The 16,010-nt window shown below is 71.8% G+C and carries 15 protein-coding genes; 5 read left to right on the forward strand and 10 right to left on the reverse strand.

The window, feature by feature from the left end:
• The first annotated feature begins 68 nt into the window (after nt 1-68).
• The 5 genes from OG302_RS20285 to OG302_RS20305 all read left to right on the forward strand — a co-directional run bounded on the left by OG302_RS20285 (nt 69) and on the right by OG302_RS20305 (nt 6,217).
• Entirely contained in the window at nt 69-992 is a 924-nt protein-coding gene (locus tag OG302_RS20285; protein ID WP_371528072.1) for an ATP-binding cassette domain-containing protein, read from the forward strand.
• A complete protein-coding gene (locus OG302_RS20290; RefSeq protein WP_371528073.1) occupies nt 989-2,605 on the forward strand; it encodes an ABC transporter permease in 1,617 nt (538 codons plus the stop codon). The genes OG302_RS20285 and OG302_RS20290 overlap by 4 nt, the downstream gene beginning before the upstream one ends.
• A 372-nt stretch (nt 2,606-2,977) precedes the next feature.
• Complete coding sequence (locus OG302_RS20295) at nt 2,978-4,303, forward strand: sensor histidine kinase (protein WP_371528074.1); 1,326 nt, start codon at nt 2,978-2,980, stop codon at nt 4,301-4,303.
• Nucleotides 4,300-4,968 (forward strand): response regulator transcription factor, encoded by a 669-nt coding sequence (locus OG302_RS20300; protein ID WP_365828995.1) that lies wholly within the window; start codon nt 4,300-4,302, stop codon nt 4,966-4,968. The genes OG302_RS20295 and OG302_RS20300 overlap by 4 nt, the downstream gene beginning before the upstream one ends.
• Before the next feature lie 40 nt (nt 4,969-5,008).
• Nucleotides 5,009-6,217, forward strand: a complete 1,209-nt coding sequence (locus OG302_RS20305; RefSeq protein ID WP_371528075.1) for a cytochrome P450 — start codon at nt 5,009-5,011, stop codon at nt 6,215-6,217.
• Nucleotides 6,218-6,233: 16 nt separating this feature from the next.
• Here OG302_RS20305 and OG302_RS20310 read toward each other — a convergent pair whose 3' ends face one another.
• From OG302_RS20310 to OG302_RS20355, 10 genes are all read right to left on the reverse strand, one after another.
• Nucleotides 6,234-7,115 (reverse strand): alpha/beta hydrolase, encoded by an 882-nt coding sequence (locus tag OG302_RS20310; protein ID WP_371528076.1) that lies wholly within the window; start codon nt 7,113-7,115, stop codon nt 6,234-6,236.
• Nucleotides 7,116-7,200: 85 nt separating this feature from the next.
• On the reverse strand, nt 7,201-8,400 hold the full coding sequence (gene kynU / locus OG302_RS20315) for a kynureninase (protein ID WP_371528077.1): 1,200 nt from the start codon (nt 8,398-8,400) through the stop codon (nt 7,201-7,203).
• Nucleotides 8,393-9,214, reverse strand: a complete 822-nt coding sequence (locus OG302_RS20320) for a tryptophan 2,3-dioxygenase family protein (protein WP_361829150.1) — start codon at nt 9,212-9,214, stop codon at nt 8,393-8,395. The genes kynU and OG302_RS20320 overlap by 8 nt, the downstream gene beginning before the upstream one ends.
• Before the next feature lie 179 nt (nt 9,215-9,393).
• Nucleotides 9,394-9,807 (reverse strand): DUF3151 domain-containing protein, encoded by a 414-nt coding sequence (locus OG302_RS20325; RefSeq protein WP_361829148.1) that lies wholly within the window; start codon nt 9,805-9,807, stop codon nt 9,394-9,396.
• Between the two features lie 90 nt (nt 9,808-9,897).
• Nucleotides 9,898-10,929 carry a class II fructose-bisphosphate aldolase gene (gene fbaA, locus OG302_RS20330; protein WP_361829147.1) on the reverse strand — a complete coding sequence of 344 codons (1,032 nt, stop codon included), beginning with the start codon at nt 10,927-10,929 and terminating at the stop codon, nt 9,898-9,900.
• A 131-nt stretch (nt 10,930-11,060) separates the two neighbouring features.
• Entirely contained in the window at nt 11,061-11,612 is a 552-nt protein-coding gene (gene pyrE, locus OG302_RS20335) for an orotate phosphoribosyltransferase (protein ID WP_125514075.1), read from the reverse strand.
• A 10-nt stretch (nt 11,613-11,622) separates the two neighbouring features.
• Complete coding sequence (locus OG302_RS20340; RefSeq protein WP_371528078.1) at nt 11,623-12,411, reverse strand: aldose 1-epimerase; 789 nt, start codon at nt 12,409-12,411, stop codon at nt 11,623-11,625.
• A gap of 184 nt (nt 12,412-12,595) precedes the next feature.
• Nucleotides 12,596-13,408, reverse strand: a complete 813-nt coding sequence (locus OG302_RS20345) for an SRPBCC family protein (RefSeq protein ID WP_371528079.1) — start codon at nt 13,406-13,408, stop codon at nt 12,596-12,598.
• A gap of 46 nt (nt 13,409-13,454) precedes the next feature.
• Entirely contained in the window at nt 13,455-15,023 is a 1,569-nt protein-coding gene (locus OG302_RS20350) for a polyamine aminopropyltransferase (RefSeq protein WP_371528080.1), read from the reverse strand.
• A 131-nt stretch (nt 15,024-15,154) separates the two neighbouring features.
• A complete protein-coding gene (locus OG302_RS20355; RefSeq protein ID WP_371528081.1) occupies nt 15,155-15,673 on the reverse strand; it encodes a DUF2617 family protein in 519 nt (172 codons plus the stop codon).
• Between the last annotated feature and the right edge of the window lie 337 nt (nt 15,674-16,010).

The raw sequence follows: 16,010 nt of genomic DNA on the forward strand, positions 1-16,010 counted from the left end.
CGTTCGTGGTCGAGTTTATACGCTTCCTTAACTTCACAAATTTGTGAAAGTAGCGTACGTTCCGAAACATGACGAAGGCAATCAGCGTCTCCGGACTGCACAAGTCGTTCGGAAGGACGCACGCGCTGGACGGTCTCGACCTCGACGTCGAGACCGGTGAGGTGCATGGTTTCCTCGGCCCGAACGGCGCCGGGAAGTCCACGACCATCCGGGTCCTCCTCGGCCTGCTCCGCGCCGACTCCGGCGCCGCACAACTCCTCGGCAAGGACCCGTGGAGCGACGCCGTGGAACTGCACCGGCGCGTGGCGTACGTGCCGGGCGACGTCACCCTGTGGCGCAACCTCTCCGGCGGCGAGGTCATCGATCTGTACGGGAAGCTGCGCGGCGGCCTCGACCGGGGCCGGCGGGCCGATCTCGTCGAGCGGTACGAACTCGACCCCACCAAGAAGGGCCGTACGTACTCCAAGGGCAACCGGCAGAAGGTCGCCCTCGTCGCCGCCTTCGCCTCCGACGTCGACGTGCTGATCCTCGACGAACCCACCTCAGGGCTCGACCCGCTCATGGAGGAGGTCTTCCAGAGCTGCGTCGAGGAGGAACGCGAGCGGGGGCGGACGATCCTGCTCTCCTCGCACATCCTCAGCGAGGTGGAGACGCTCTGCGACCGGGTCAGCATCATCCGCAAGGGGCAGACCGTCGAGACCGGATCGCTGGCCGAGCTGCGGCATCTGACGCGGACCAGCGTCACCGCCGAGCTGGCGGGGCCGCCCAACGGCCTCTCCCGGCTGCCGGGCGTGCACGACGTCGACGTGTCCGGGCATCGCGTCAAGCTCCAGGTCGACACCGACAAGCTGGACGCCGTGCTGCGGTCGCTCACCGAGACCGGGGTCCGCTCGCTCCTCTCCACGCCGCCGACGCTGGAGGAGCTCTTCCTGCGGCACTACCAGGAGGACGTACGGGTGAGCGGTGCCGCGGAGAAGGCGGGCGCGCGATGACCGCCCTCGCCGAAGCATCGGGGTTCGCCTCCCGCACTGGCGGCTCCCGTCAACTCGCCGGTACGGGGGCCCTGTTGAGGCTCGCGTTGCGGCGTGACCGCGTCATGATGCCCGTCTGGGTCCTCGTCGTCGGCGGCCTGGTGCTCTCGATGCCGGGCGCGCTGGAGCAGACGTACGGAACGGCTGCCGAGCGGGCCGATGCCATGCGGTCGATGAACGCCAACTCCTCGATGCGGGCGCTGTATTCACCGGTGTTCGGGGACTCGCTCGGGGCGCTCACCGCGTGGCGCATCGGCGTCTACGCAGCGGTCCTCGCCGCCGTGATGAGCCTGATCATCGTCGTACGGCACACGCGCGAGGAGGAGGAGACCGGCCGCCAGGAGATGCTCTCCGCCGCGATGGTGGGGCGGCGTGCGCCGCTGACCGCCGCGCTGCTCGCCGCGTTCGTGGCGAACGCCGCCGTGGGGCTGCTCATCGCCGGGGGGATGGCCGGGCAGGGCTCGGCCGGTGCGCTCGCGCTGGCGCTCGGCGTCGCGGGCACCGGGATGCTCTTCGCCACCATGGCGGCGATCGTCGCCCAGCTGACGGAGAGCGCGCGGCTGGCGAAGGGGCTGACGTCCGGGGTGCTGGGGGCCGCGTACGTCCTCAAGGCCGCCGGTGACGCGGGGAGCGAGGGCGGCTCATCGGCCCTGACCTGGGTCTCGCCGCTCGGCTGGACGGAGAACCTGCGTGCCTACGCCGGGGAGCGGTGGTGGGTGCTGCTCCTGGTCGCCGCCGCGGTCGTGGCGCAGGGCGCGGTCGCGTACGGCCTGGCGGGGCGGCGTGACGTCGGCATGGGTTTCCTGCCGACCCGGCCGGGGCCCGCGAGCGGTCGCCTCGCTTCGGCGGGCGGGCTCGCGTGGCGGTTGCAGCGGGGCAGCGTGCTCGGCTGGACGCTGGGGTTCCTTGCCTCGGGGATCGTCTTCGGCGGGATGGCCGAGGGGGCGGCGGACATCGTCGGCGACAACGAGAACACCCGGGACATCATCGAGCGGATGGGCGGCCAGGCGGGCCTGACGGACGCCTTCCTCGCCACGATGGTCGGCATGCTCGGCATGGTCGCGTCCCTGTACGTCGTCGCTTCGGTGCTGCGGCTGCACGGCGAGGAGACCTCGCAGCGGGCGGAACCGGTCCTGGCGGGCGCGGTGGGGCGGCTGCGGTGGGCGGGCGGCCACCTGGTGATCGCCTTCGGCGGTGCGGTGCTGCTGATGCTGGTGGGCGGGTTCGGTCTCGCCCTCGGGTACGGGAGCGACCTCGGGCCGATCCTGGGGGCGTGCCTGGTGCAGGTGGCGGCGATCTGGGCGCTGGGCGGGCTCGCTGTGCTGCTCGTGGGGGCGTTCCCCCGGGCCGCGGTGGCCGCGTGGGGGGTGGCGGGGGTGTGTCTGGCCATCGGCTGGATCGGCCCGGCCCTGGACCTCCCCCAGGCAGCCATGAACCTCTCCCCTTACGGCCACCTCCCGAAGCTCCCGGGCTCCACGATGACCTGGGCCCCGGTAGCAGCCCTCCTGACCACGGCAGCAACCCTGACCACAGCCGGCCTCACAGGCTTGCACCGCAGGGACCTGACGACCTAAGCGGCGGGCTCCGCAGTGACCTCGACGCGTGCCCCCCGCGCCAACCTGCGCCGCAGGGACCTCGACGCCGTGCCCCGTGGTCCCCCTGGCCGGGGCTTCTCTCCCAGCCACCCGCATCCATCGTGGCCGAACACGCCCTTCCCACCCACCCACCCACCCGATTACCCCGGGGTGCCGGGTGCGTGGGTGGGAAAGGCTCGTTCGGGGCGAGGGCCGCTGCGGGGTCCCCGGCAGGCGGGGGACCGGGCCATGCAGAGTGCCGTCCAAGTGGTGGGAGCACCCCGGAGGGGGGCTGTAGTACCTGGGATGGAGAGGGGAGGACCCCTCCCTGGCGGGACGACCCCTTCGGTCCGCACCCGTACCTTCGTAAGCGTGACTGACGCGACCAAGACCGACACCGGCGGCAACCGCAGCCCGGAGTTCCGCCTGGCCATCGGGGCGCTCGCGGGCCTGAGGCAGGACCTCTTCCGGGATGCCTTCGCCTACCGCCCGCTGCAACCGATGCGTACGGACGGGGCGCTCACCCGGCGCCTCCCGGCCCGCATACGCCCGTACGCGGGCTGGGCACCGCACGCGGCCCTCGCGGTCGCCGCCTTCTTCACCGTCCTCCTCGGGTACGCGGACGACTCCATCGGCCTCGACTACGTGATCACCGGAATCGTCCCGGCCGCCACCATCCTCATGACCCTGATCAGGCCCATCGGCGCCTGGTGGCTCCTGCTCGCGGTCACGCCCTTCGCGGGCGCCGTCGGCAATCCATGGGGCGAGCAGCCCTGGCCCTCCAGCGTCTTCTTCGCGCACATCACCGTGATGACGGTGATCACCCTGCGGACCCGGCCCCGCACCGCCGCCTGGATGTGGGTCGGCACGGCGCTGTACGGCACCGTCGCCGAGCTCGCTTTCAGCCCCGGGTACGGCTCCAACACCCCGCAGATGCTCTTCTTCTCCGCGCTCGCCCTCCTCGCGGCCTCCCTCGTGCACATCCGCCGCGAGGCCCAGCGCGAGGTCAGCGTCCAGCGGACGGTCACCGAGGTGGAGCGCGGCAGGCGCACGCTCCTGGAGGAGCGGACGACGATCGCCCGCGAGCTGCACGACGTCGTCGCCCACCACATGTCGGTGGTCGCCATCCAGGCGGAGGCCGCCCCCTACCGCGTCGAGAACCCGCCGCCGGAGCTGGAGCAGGCGTTCGTCACGATCCGCGAGAACGCCGTGGCCGCGCTGACGGAGCTGCGCCGCGTCCTGGGTGTCGTACGCGCGGAGGACTACGAGGCGCCGGACGCCCCGCAGCCCACGCTCGCCGACCTGGACCGGCTCATCGCGAACGTCCGCGAGACCGGCCTCGACGTCGAGAAGGTCGTCACCGGAGCCGTCCGCGAACTCCCGCAGGGCGTCGAGCTCTCCGCGTACCGCATCGTCCAGGAGGCGCTGAGCAACACCCTGCGCCACGCGCCCGGCGCCACGGCCCGCGTCGAGGTGGGATACGTGCTTGGCGGGCTCGGCCTGCGCATCGTCAACGGACCCGCGACCGGCCTGGTCAAGCCGTCCCCCGGGGCGGGCCACGGCCTCACCGGCATGCGGGAGCGTGTCACGATGCTGGACGGCGCGATGACGACCGGGGAAACGGCCGACGGCGGCTACGAAGTGACCGTGTTCCTGCCCGTCGCGTCCGCGTCGGAACCCACCGGAGGCCAGGAATGACGATCCGCGTACTGATCGCCGACGACCAGATGATGGTCCGCGAAGGCTTCTCCGTGCTGCTCAACGCGATGCCGGACTTCGAGGTCGTGGGCGAGGCGGTCAACGGCCGCGAGGCGGTCGACCGCGTCCGCGAGCTCAACCCGGACGTCGTCCTGATGGACATCCGCATGCCCGAGCTGAACGGCATCGAGGCGACCCGCGAGATCGTCGCGGCGGACGTCACGTCGAAGGTCCTCGTCCTCACGACGTTCGACCTCGACGAGTACGTCTACCAGGCGCTGCGGGCCGGTGCGTCGGGCTTCCTCCTGAAGGACGCCTCCGCGCGCCAACTCGCCGACGGGGTGCGGGTGGTGGCCGCCGGTGAGGCCCTGCTCGCGCCCTCCGTGACGCGCCGCCTCATCACGGAGTTCTCCAAGCTGGGCGAGACGCCGCGCCTCTCGGCGACGGTGCAGGCGCAGCAGTACGGCGAGCTCACCGAGCGCGAGACGGAGGTGCTCGTCCTCATCGCCCAGGGCCTGTCCAACGGCGAGATCGCCTCGCGCCTCGTCGTCGCCGAGTCCACGATCAAGACCCATGTGAGCCGCATCCTGGTGAAACTGGGCCTGCGCGACCGCACGCAGGCGGCGGTCTTCGCGTACGAGGCACGGCTGGTCACCCCTGGCTGATCCCTTCCTGGGCGGGCGCACCTGCGACTACCGTCCCTCCATGGATGCTCCCTTCGCCCCCTGGTCCCCGGAGTTCGTCGCCGACCCCTACCCGGCCTACGCGCGACTGCGGGCCGCCGGGCGGGTCCACTACTTCGAACCCACCGACCAGTGGCTCGTCCCGCACCACGCGGACGTGTCCGCGCTGCTGCGGGACCGGCGGCTCGGGCGGACCCATCTGCACCGCTTCACGCACGAGGAGTTCGGGCGGCAGGCCCCGCCGCCCGAGCACGAGCCGTTCCACGTCCTGAACGACAACGGCATGCTCGACCTGGAGGCGCCCACCCACACCCGCATCCGGCGCCTGGTCTCGAAGGCGTTCACGCCGCGCACCGTCCAGCAACTCGCCCCATATGTAGAGGAGTTGGCCGACCGGCTGGTACGGGAGCTGGTGGACGACGGCGGCGGTGACCTCGCCGCACGCGTCGCCGAGCCGCTGCCGGTGGCGGTGATCGCGCAGATGCTGGGCATCCCGGAGAGCGACCGGGACCAGCTGCGGCCCTGGTCCGCCGACATCTGCGGGATGTACGAGCTGAGCCCCTCCGAGGAGACCGCCCGGCGCGCGGTCCGGGCCTCGCTCGAATTCTCGGCGTATCTTCGTGAACTCATCGCCGTGCGCCGCGAGAAGCCGGGCGACGACCTGATCTCGGGGCTCATCGCCGCACACGACGAAGGGGAGTCACTCAGCGAACAGGAGATGATCTCCACCTGCGTGCTGCTGCTCAACGCGGGGCACGAGGCGACGGTCAACGCCACCGTCAACGGCTGGTACGCCCTCTTCCGCAACCCTGAACAGCTGGCCGCCCTGCGCGCGGCCCCGGCGGCGCTGATCCCCACCGCCGTGGAGGAGCTGATGCGGTACGACACCCCGCTCCAGCTCTTCGAGCGGTGGGTCCTCGACGACATCGAGGTCGACGGCACGGTGATCCCGCGGGGCAGCGAGGTCGCCCTCCTCTTCGGCTCCGCGAACCACGACCCGGCGGTGTTCACCGCTCCCGGCGAACTGGACCTGGCCCGCGCCGAGAACCCGCACATCTCCTTCAGCGCGGGCATCCACTACTGCATCGGCGCACCCCTGGCCCGCATCGAACTGGCCGCCTCGCTCGGGGCGTTGCTCCGCCGGGCGCCCGGCCTGACACTCGCCACCGAGCCGGAGCGCAAGCCGAACTTCGTGATCCGGGGGCTGCGGGAGCTGGTGGTCCAGGTGTAGGCCCGTGCCCGCACCCTCAGAACGCCAGTTGCGCGATCTCCTCCGCCACCACCGCGCAGGCGTCGGCAGCCGGGTCGATCAGCGGGAAGTGCCCGACCTCTTCGAGCAGCGTCACGCCGACGACCTCGCCCGCCTTGGCCGCCGCGTCGGCGTACGCCTCCGCGACCGCCTGCGGCACGACGATGTCGGTGCGTCCCTGGACGACGGTCGTGGCGATGCCGGTGGGCAGCAGGGCCGCCGGGTCCGCGTGCGGGAGCCGCTCCTCGAAGTGCGCGTCGCCACCGAGGAGTTGCAGGGCGGCGCCCGAGCAGACACCCAGCTCCTGGGCGACGCGGAAGTCCGCGATGGGCGCGAGGGCGACGACGCCCCGGAAGGGGGCGGGCCGGTCCAGGCGCCACGGGGAGCCGGTGGGCAGCACGTGACGGGCGGCGGCCCAGAGGGCGAGGTGGCCGCCGGCCGAGTGACCGGTGACGACGGTGCGGCGCAGATCGGCCGTCGGCAGGAGTTCGGCCGCGAGCGCGGGCAGCGCGTCGAAGGCGGCGGCGATGTCGTCGAAGGTCTCGGGCCAGCGCCCGGCGACGGGCCCTTCACCGCCCTGGGCGGGGATCGAACTGCCGCGGCGGTACTCGACGTTGGCCACCGCGAAGCCCCGCCTGGCCAGGAAGTCCGCGAAGGGCGTGAGGTGCTGCCGGTCGTACGGGGCGCGCCAGGCTCCGCCGTGCAGGACGACGACGAAGGGGGCGGGGTTCTCCGTGGCGGTGCGGGGCTCGTAGAAGTCGACCACCTGGTCGGGGTGCTCGCCGTACGCGGCGGTGGCGTCGGGCGTCACCGCGGGGTGCGAGAAGGCGGCTTCGGCCTCGGCGGCATCGCGGGCCACGGCGTAGGCGTCGTCCGGCATGCGACAACCTCTCTGCGGGTGGGGCAAGGGGCGGGGTACTGGTCTCTTGATCTTCCCCTACCCCGCCCCCGCCCGGTACCGGCGGTCAGCCCAGCGTCTCGGCGAGCACCCGCGCCGCCCGCTCCACATCGGCGAAGCCGACGTACAACGGCGTGAAACCGAAGCGCAGTACGTCCGGCGCGCGGAAGTCGCCGACCACGCCCCGCTCGACGAGGCGTCGCATCACGTCACCCGCGTCGCCATACCGCAGCGCGACCTGGCTGCCGCGCTCCGCGTGGGCGGCCGGGGTGAGCACCTCGACCCTGCCCTCGGGGACGTAGGACGCCACGCACTCGACGAAGAAGTCCGTCAGCGCGAGGGACTTGGCCCGTACGGCCTCGATGGACACGCCGTCCCACACGTCGAGCGCCGCGTCCAGCGCCAGCATCGACAGGATGTCCGGCGTACCGACCCGCCCCCGCAGCGCACCCTCCGCCGCCTCGAACTCCGGCCGCATCCCGAAGGGCTCGGCGTGCGAGTTCCAGCCCGGCAGCGGGGAGTCGAAGCGGGGCTGCAGATCCGCCCGTACGTAGAGGTACGCCGGTGCGCCCGGACCCCCGTTCAGGTACTTGTAGGTGCACCCGACCGCGAGGTCCACGCCGTGCGCGTCGAGCCCGACGGGCAGCGCACCGGCGGTGTGGCACAGGTCCCAGACCACGAGCGCGCCCGCGTCGTGCACGGCCGCCGTCAGGCCGGGCAGATCGTGCAGGCGCCCGGTGCGGTAGTCGGCGTGGTTGAGCAGCACGACGGCCGTGCGCGGGCCGAGGACGCCGCGCACCTCGCCGGGCGCCACCGGCACGAGACGGCATCCCGTCATCCGCGCGGCGGACTCGGCGATGTACCCGTCCGTGGGGAACGTCGTCGCGTCAACGACGATCTCGTCCCGCCCCTCGTCCGGGTCACGCACCATGCGCACGGCGGCCACCAGGGCCTTGAAGACGTTCACGCTCGTCGAGTCGCCGACCACGATCTGGCCGGGTGCGGCCCCGACGAGGGGGGCTATGCGGTCGCCGATGCGCTCGGGGGCGGTCCACCAGCCGCTCTCGTCCCAGGAGCGGATGCGCAACTGCCCCCACTGCCGTGAGATGACGTCCGCGACCCGCTCCTGGACGACGGCGGGCAGGGCGCCCAGCGAGTTCCCGTCCAGATAGACGGTGTCGTCCAGGACGAACTCCCCGCGCTTGGCGCGGAGTTCGTCGTCGGTGTCGCGCTTCGCCGCCTGCTCCTTGAGGCCGGCCTCAGACATGGCTCCTCGCAGTCCACAGCTCGGGGAAGACGTTCTTCGTCGCGCGCTTCTCCAGCCACGCCACACCGGCGGAGCCGCCGGTGCCCGTCTTGGAGCCCATCGCGCGCCGGGTCGCCACCAGGTGGTCGTTGCGCCAGCGCCACACCAGCTCGGCGACATCCGTCATCGTCTCGCCGAGGCGGGCCAGTTCATCGCTCTCGTCACCGGCGTAGAGGTCGGTCCACACCTTCTCGACCTCGGGCGACGGCTCGTACTTCTTGGTCAGGTCGCGCTGCAGCACGGCGGCCGGGACGGCGTGGCCGCGGCGGGCGAGCAGGGCGAGGACCTCGTCGTACAGGCTCGGCTCCTGGAGTGCCTTCTCCAGCTCCGCGTGCACGCGGGGCGCGCCCCGGTGGGGCACCAGCATCGACGCGGACTTGTCGCCGAGCAGGAACTCCATGCGGCGGTACATCGCGGACTGGAATCCGGATCCCTCGCCGAGCGCGGAACGGTAGGAGTTGAACTGCGCGGGGGTGAGCTGGGCGAGCGGGCGCCAGGAGGCGTTCAGCGCCTCCAGCTCGCGCAGGCTGCGCTTGAGTGCGGCCACGGCGGTGGGGATGTCGTCGCGGCGCAGGGCGTGCGACGCGGTCTCCCACTCGTGCACGATGACCGTGAACCACAGCTCCATCACCTGGGTGGTGACCAGGAAGACCATCTCGCCCGGGTCGTCCGAGCGCAGGTGCTGGAGATGCGTGAGGACGTCCGCCTGGACGTAGTCCTCGTACGGGGTGGTTCCTGCGAAGTCGAGGTTCGGGGTGTCCGCCTCTTGGGACATCGCGATCTCCTTGATACGTACTCCGGGTAGCGGTCCGCCCCTGCCGTTACCGACACGGGGGCCCCGGTCCCCACCGGCATCCTCCGCAACATCCCGGGAAACGGCAAGACCTGCCTGGTCACACAGGGTGGCCGGGCAGGTCCTTGACGTTTTTCCGCCGGTCGGGGCGGGTGCGGGCGTCAGCCCAGGGTGTCCGCCGCGGTCTGCGAGGAGTCCCGCAGGAAGCCGGCGCAGCGCTCGTACTCCTCCTGCTCACCGATCGACTGGGCGGCACGGGCGAGGCCGTGCAGGGCCCGCAGGAAGCCGCGGTTCGGCTCGTGCTCCCACGGCACCGGGCCGTGGCCCTTCCAGCCGCTGCGGCGCAGCGAGTCGAGGCCGCGGTGGTAGCCGGTACGGGCGTACGCGTACGACTCGACGACGCTGCCCCGCTCGAACGCCTCGTCGGCGAGCTGCGCCCAGGCGAGCGAGGAGGTGGGGTACTTCGCCGCGACGTCGGCGGGCGCCGCGCCGTTCGCGAGCAGCTCGCGCGGCTCCGGGTCGTCGGGCAGGTGGGTCGGGGGCGGTCCCCCGAGCAGATCCTTGTGAATGGCCATGGGTTCCAGTCTGCGCCATACGCGTACGGGCCCGGCACCCAGGGAAGGGTGCCGGGCCCGTATCCGGACGCGGTGGTGCCTGCCGTGTGGCTACTTCAGCTTCGTGCCCGTGGAGCGCAGGTTCGCGCACGCCTCGGTGACACGCTTGGCCATGCCCGCCTCGGCGGCCTTGCCCCAGGTCCGGGGGTCGTACGTCTTCTTCGAGCCGACCTCGCCGTCGACCTTCAGGACGCCGTCGTAGTTCTTGAACATGTGGTCCGCGACGGGACGCGTGAAGGCGTACTGCGTGTCCGTGTCGAGGTTCATCTTCACGACGCCGTTCTCCAGGGCCGTCGCGATCTCCTCGGCGGTGGAGCCGGAGCCGCCGTGGAAGACGAAGTCGAACGGCTGCGAACCGGCCGGCTTGCCGTACTTCGCGCCGACGCCCTCCTGGAGGTCCTTGAGGAGCTCGGGGCGCAGGACGACGTTGCCCGGCTTGTAGACGCCGTGGACGTTGCCGAAGGACGCGGCCAGGAGGTAGCGGCCCTTCTCGCCCAGGCCGAGGGCCTCGGCGGTGCGCAGCGCGTCGTCGACGGTGGTGTAGAGCTCGTCGTTGATCTCGTGCGTGACGCCGTCCTCCTCGCCACCGGTCGGGGTGATCTCCACCTCAAGGATGATCTTCGCGGCGGCGGCCTTCGCGAGCAGCTCCTGGCCGATGGCCAGGTTGTCGGCGAGGGTCTCGGCGGAGCCGTCCCACATGTGCGACTGGAAGAGCGGGTCACGGCCGGCCTTGACGCGCTCGGCGGAGACGTCGAGCAGCGGACGGACGTAGGTGTCCAGCTTGTCCTTGGGGCAGTGGTCGGTGTGCAGCGCGACGGTGATGTCGTACTTCGCGGCGACGATGTGCGCGAACTCGGCGAGGGCCACGGCGCCCGTCACCATGTCCTTGTTGTACTGGCCGCCCAGGAACTCCGCACCACCGGTGGAGATCTGGATGATGCCGTCGCTCTCGGCCTCCGCGAAGCCGCGCAGCGCGGCGTGCAGGGTCTGCGTGGAGGTCACGTTGATGGCCGGGTAGGCGAACTTGCCTGCCTTCGCCCGGTCGAGCATCTCGGCGTAGACCTCGGGAGTTGCGATGGGCATGTGTCCGCTCCTTGTGATGTGCGGGTGTGTGCTTGGCCCTGACCTAAGGGGGCGACGTCATCGTCGCCCCCATCTTTCCAGACTTGCCGGGCGGCTCCGGCCGCCCGGCGGACACCGGATCCGGTCCGGCCCTAGTCCAGGCCGAGGTCGTCCTTGGAGTACGCGAAGAGGTACGGCACCCCGGCGCCCTCGGTGATCTTCTCGCCGGCGCCGGTGGCCCGGTCCACGATGGTCGCGACGCCGACCACCTCGGCACCGGCCTCGCGCACGGCCTCGACGGCGGTGAGCGGGGAGCCGCCGGTGGTGGAGGTGTCCTCGACGACGAGAACGCGGCGCCCCTTGATGTCCGGGCCCTCGACGCGGCGCTGCATGCCGTGCGCCTTGGCGGCCTTGCGCACGACGAAGGCGTCGAGCCGCTTGCCGCGGGCCGCGGAGGCGTGCAGCATCGCGCCGGCGACGGGGTCGGCGCCCATGGTGAGGCCGCCCACGGCGTCGAAGTCGAGGTCGGCGGTGAGGTCGAGAAGCACCTGGCCGACCAGGGGGGCGGCCTCGCCGTCGAGGGTGATGCGGCGCAGGTCGATGTAGTAGTCGGCCTCGAGACCCGAGGAGAGGGTCACCTTGCCGTGCACCACGGCCTTGTCCTTGATCTGCTGCAGCAGGGCGCCACGTACGTCGTCAGTCATGCCTGTCAGCTTAAAGCCGCGCCCAGGTCCAGGTCGTCGACGCTTCCAGGGGGTCGATGGGGGTGACCAGGCGGGGCAGGGTGTTCAGGCCGTTCGGCGGGCCGGTCTGCGGCTCCACGCAGACGGCGGCCTCCTGCTCGTCGTACACGACGACCCACGGCTCGCGGCTCTTCACCGTGAGCGCGAGCCGGCCGGGCCAGGTGAGGGTGACGTCGACCCCGTCGGGCATGCCGAAGCAGTCGTCCCAGGGGCCGGGGGTGGGGGCGATGCGGTTGCCGGTGGGGAGGTGGTCCTCGCCCCGCTCCTCCTGCCACGCGGGCTCGAAGCCGATGCGGACGTCCTCCTGCCCCAGGTTCCGGTTGAACCACGGGTGCCAGCCCGCCTGGGCCGGGAAGGAGTCGCCGTACGTCTCGATGCCGAGCGTGAGGGTCAGGGAGTCCTCGGTGAGCGCGACGATCTGCGTGACGCGGCCTTCGTAGGGCCAGGGGTCGGTCAGGTCGTACGTGAACGCCGCCTCGCTCTTGCCCGCGCGGGCGGTGCGCCATGCCGCGTCCCTCGCGAAGCCGTGGATAGCGTGCGGCGGGGAGTTGAGGGGCATCTGGTGGACCGTGCCGCCGTTGCGGAACCTGCCGTCACGGATGCGGCCGGCCCAGGGGGCCATGGGGAAGCAGCCGTAGCGCTCGCCCTGCCTCAACAGCTCCGTCCCGCCGACCCGAAGGCTCCCGATCCGGCAGCCGTTCCCCGCCTGCACGGTAACTTCCGCGTCACCCGCGGTCAGTGTCACGTCTTCGCTACTCACGGGGTCGACCTTACGGCCAGAGATCGGGCCCCTGGGCGCCCAGCCCGCCCGACGTCTGAGGACGAACCCGTTTCCGGCCCGCCCGGCGCTTGAGGACGAACCCGGCGGAGCCGGTGATCTACGGCGCGCAAGGCGCCGGGGCCGGCAGCCAGGGGGGCCGGCGGTCAAAGGCCAGGGGCCTGCGTCAGCGCCTGCGGCGAAGTGCTCGGCCCGCGACGATCGCCGAGGCCAGCACCACCGCGGCCGCGGGCGCGGCCCAGCGCAGGGTGGCCCTCGTGGACATCGACTCGGCGGCGGGCGCCGGGGCGTACCGCCCGCGGGGCGGCGCGTGGTCGACCTCCTCCGCGCTGCGGCCGATCATCGTCCGCCGGGCGTGCGCTGCCTCGGCGGGAGGCACCACGACGTCCTCGATCTCCACGTCGGTGTCGGCGGTGTCGGCGGTGTCGGCGGTGTCGGCGGTGTCGTCGAACGACGACGGCGGCACCTCCGTCTCGAAGACGGAGGGCGGATCGACCGGCTCGACCACCGCTTCCGGCTCGGGCGCCGCGGGCTCGGGCTTCGGCTCGGCCGCCCGGCCGAGCCCCTCGGCGAATCGCTCGAGGAGCCGCCGCGCCGCGCCCTCCACAGCCTGTGGAGAACTTTCGGTGACGCGCCCCTCCCCCGCACCCGTACCGGCGAAGACCACCGTGGTCCCGGCGCCGTCACCGGCGGATTCGAGCCGCACCGTCAGCGAGAGCTTCACGGAGCCGCCGCCCCGCACCTCCACGCCCTCGCCCTCGATCGCGAAGGAACCCTCGCCGCGGCGGGCGACCCGCGCCGCACCGCGGTACGTGATCGTGTGCCCGCCGACCCGCACCTTGAGACGGCCGGAGAGCGGCGACGCGGACTCGTCGGCGTCACGCTGAAGGCCGGGCACCGCCCCAGCGACCTGCTCGGGGTCGCTCAGCACCTGCTGAAGACGGTCGGCGGGAACCGGAACGAACACCTCATGCTCCATGGCAGTCGAGCCTACCCACGTGGCCGAGAACATGTACGTCAGTTCGTCAGTTCGCGTACCGCGGGTGCACCAGTGTGGAGGGGGTGAGGCCCCGCATCCGCGTCCGTTCGGCGGACTCCACGCCCACCCGCAGCAGCGCCGCCGTCCCGGGCGGTTCGAGGGCCGGGCGGGACCTGGCCGCCAGGACGAAGCCCCAGTCGCGCGGCGCGGAAGCGCCTTCCGCCGTCCGGTCGGGGCCCGCCGCGAACCCGGAGATCCTGCCGCCCACGCGGTACGGCTCGGTGAGCAGCCCCGCCGCCCGCAGCGTCGCCTCCACCGTCCAGAAGACGCGCGGCCTGTCGGCCATCGGCCCCGCGTGCACGGCGAGGCGTCCGCCGTCGGCGAGGGCCTGGCGCGCGAGGCCGTAGAACTCCTGGGAGTAGAGCTTCGTGCTGGCGGTGATGCCGGGGTCGGGCAGATCGGAGATCACCACGTCGTACGTACGAGGGGGTGAGCGCAGCCAGCGGAACGCGTCGGCCTGCACCACCCGCACCCGGGGGTCCCTGTACGCGTGTTCGTTCAGCTCGCTCAGCGCCGGGTCGTGCCGCGCCAACCGCACCACCCCCGGGTCGAGTTCGACGACGTCCACCCGGCGTACCCCCGGATGCCGCAGCACCTCGCGCGCCGCGAGGCCGTCGCCGCCGCCGAGGATCAGCACGCGCGCGTGGCGTCCTCTCATCGCGGGGCCGACGAGCGCCCGGTGGTAGCGGTGCTCGTCACGGCCGCTGACGCGCAGCCGCCCGTCGAGGTAGAGGTCGAGCGAGTCGCGCCTGCCGCCGGTGAGCACCACTTCCTGGATGTCGGTCTGCACGGCGACCCGTACGTCCTTGCCGTAGACCGCCCGGCGCGCCGCCTCCTCGAAGTCGCCGACGAGGACGGCCGCCGAGGCGAGCAGGCCCAGGACCGTGGCGTTCGCGACGAGCAGCGCCCAGCGGCCCCGCACACTCAAGTCCTTGCGGAACAGGCCGAACACGAGCGCGCCACCCGCCAGCGCGTTGACCGCACCGGTGATCAGGGCACCGCTGAGCTGGCCGAGCAGTGGGAGCAGGAGGAAGGGGAAGGCTAGACCGCCCACCAGCGCCCCCACGTAGTCGGCGGCGAACAGGTCGGACACCGCGCCGCTGGGGTCCTGCCGTCTGATCCGCTGGATGAGCACCATGAGCAGCGGTACTTCGGCGCCGATGAGCAGGCCGATGGCGAGCGAGAACGCGACGAGGAGGTAGCGCGAGCCGCTGGCCCAGACCTCGCCCCGGTCGCCGGTCCAGGCGAACGCCGCGTACAGCGCCATCGCGCTCAGTCCGCCGACCAGCGCGAGCGCGGCCTCGACAAGCCCGAAGCCGACCGCGGCGCGGCACCGCAGATGTTTGGCGAGCAGGGAGCCGATGCCCATGGCGAAGACCATCACCGAGAGGACCACCGACGCCTGCGTGACCGAGTCGCCGATCAAGTACGAGGCGAGGGCGACGAGTTCGAGTTCGTACACCAGACCGCAGGCCGCGCAGATGAAGACGCCGACCAGGACGAGGAACCGCCCCGTCCTTGGTGTCACCGGTAAATGCGTTAACGGCTCGATCACCTTGGGAACGCTACGTCACCGCACTCGCACATCCAGTCACCCACAAGGATGCAACTCGACGCCGGAGGTGTATATGAGATGTCTGCGGGGCGCGGTGGTCAGAGCACCGCCAGAGCAATGTCAGAGCAATGTCAGAGCACTGCCGGCATGCGCACACCCACGCGGGTGCGGGTCGCCACGAGTTGTCCGTCCTGCGGGTAGGCGTGCCAGGTGCGCCATTGCACCGCGCCGTCGTGCCGCTGCGCCAGCATGGCCGTGAACGCGTGCGGACTGCCGGGGAAGACCCCGGCCAGGCCCCGCGGGTGGTCGGCCACCAGGGCGAGTAATTCCTGTGCGCGGCCCGCGAACTGGCCGCGCGAGAGGGTTTCGACGCGCGCCGCGAATTCGTACTCCCACTCGCCCAGACGCTTGGAGACGCCGAGCGGGAGTGGCGTACTGCTGCCGGGGATGCAGGCGACGGTCTCGGAGCAGGTGCCCTGCTCCTCTTCGAGGATCACTTGGTGCGACGCGCCGAGGAGCCTGAGCTCCATTCTCGCGTCGGAGAGCTCCAGTTCGAGTGTGGCTAGGGCGGGCAGCGGCTCGCGCCCAAGGGTCCAGGCAAGGTCCGCGGCGCACGTGTCGGTGTAGACAGTCTTCAGGGTCGTGAGCATGGGTCGGCTCCGCTAACACGCAATGGAGGTGGGGCCGGCGCGCACGGTCGGAGACCGGGCGGTCGGAATGCCGGCTCGTGCCCACGAGAACGTCCTTGATGTCCAAGTCGTCCGTCCGAGGGCGGTGCTGACGGTTAAGAGGGAATCATGGACTGCTGCACTGCCACTGCGCTTTTACCCAACTTCGGAGGGTTTCCACCCCCGCGGGGGCTGCACAGTTCAACTGTTCAATGACTCAACGACGAAGTGCCCGGCAGGAGTTGCCTCCCACCGGGCACTTCAACAGATGGACGGACCAGCTGCCCCGTGTCAGCTGCCTCCGCCACCGCCACAACCG

The organism is Streptomyces sp. NBC_01283, assembly GCF_041435335.1.
Lineage (GTDB): Bacteria > Actinomycetota > Actinomycetes > Streptomycetales > Streptomycetaceae > Streptomyces.

Coding starts and splice junctions, on each gene's coding strand:
- OG302_RS20290 (WP_371528073.1), top strand. CDS start 989: ATGACCGCCCTCGCCGAAGCATCGGGGTTCGCCTCCCGCACTGGCGGC.
- fbaA (WP_361829147.1), bottom strand. CDS start 10,929: ATGCCCATCGCAACTCCCGAGGTCTACGCCGAGATGCTCGACCGGGCG.
- pyrE (WP_125514075.1), bottom strand. CDS start 11,612: ATGACTGACGACGTACGTGGCGCCCTGCTGCAGCAGATCAAGGACAAG.
- OG302_RS20355 (WP_371528081.1), bottom strand. CDS start 15,673: ATGCTCACGACCCTGAAGACTGTCTACACCGACACGTGCGCCGCGGAC.
- OG302_RS20310 (WP_371528076.1), bottom strand. CDS start 7,115: ATGCCGGACGACGCCTACGCCGTGGCCCGCGATGCCGCCGAGGCCGAA.
- OG302_RS20305 (WP_371528075.1), top strand. CDS start 5,009: ATGGATGCTCCCTTCGCCCCCTGGTCCCCGGAGTTCGTCGCCGACCCC.
- OG302_RS20320 (WP_361829150.1), bottom strand. CDS start 9,214: ATGTCCCAAGAGGCGGACACCCCGAACCTCGACTTCGCAGGAACCACC.
- kynU (WP_371528077.1), bottom strand. CDS start 8,400: ATGTCTGAGGCCGGCCTCAAGGAGCAGGCGGCGAAGCGCGACACCGAC.
- OG302_RS20325 (WP_361829148.1), bottom strand. CDS start 9,807: ATGGCCATTCACAAGGATCTGCTCGGGGGACCGCCCCCGACCCACCTG.
- OG302_RS20345 (WP_371528079.1), bottom strand. CDS start 13,408: ATGGAGCATGAGGTGTTCGTTCCGGTTCCCGCCGACCGTCTTCAGCAG.
- OG302_RS20285 (WP_371528072.1), top strand. CDS start 69: ATGACGAAGGCAATCAGCGTCTCCGGACTGCACAAGTCGTTCGGAAGG.
- OG302_RS20300 (WP_365828995.1), top strand. CDS start 4,300: ATGACGATCCGCGTACTGATCGCCGACGACCAGATGATGGTCCGCGAA.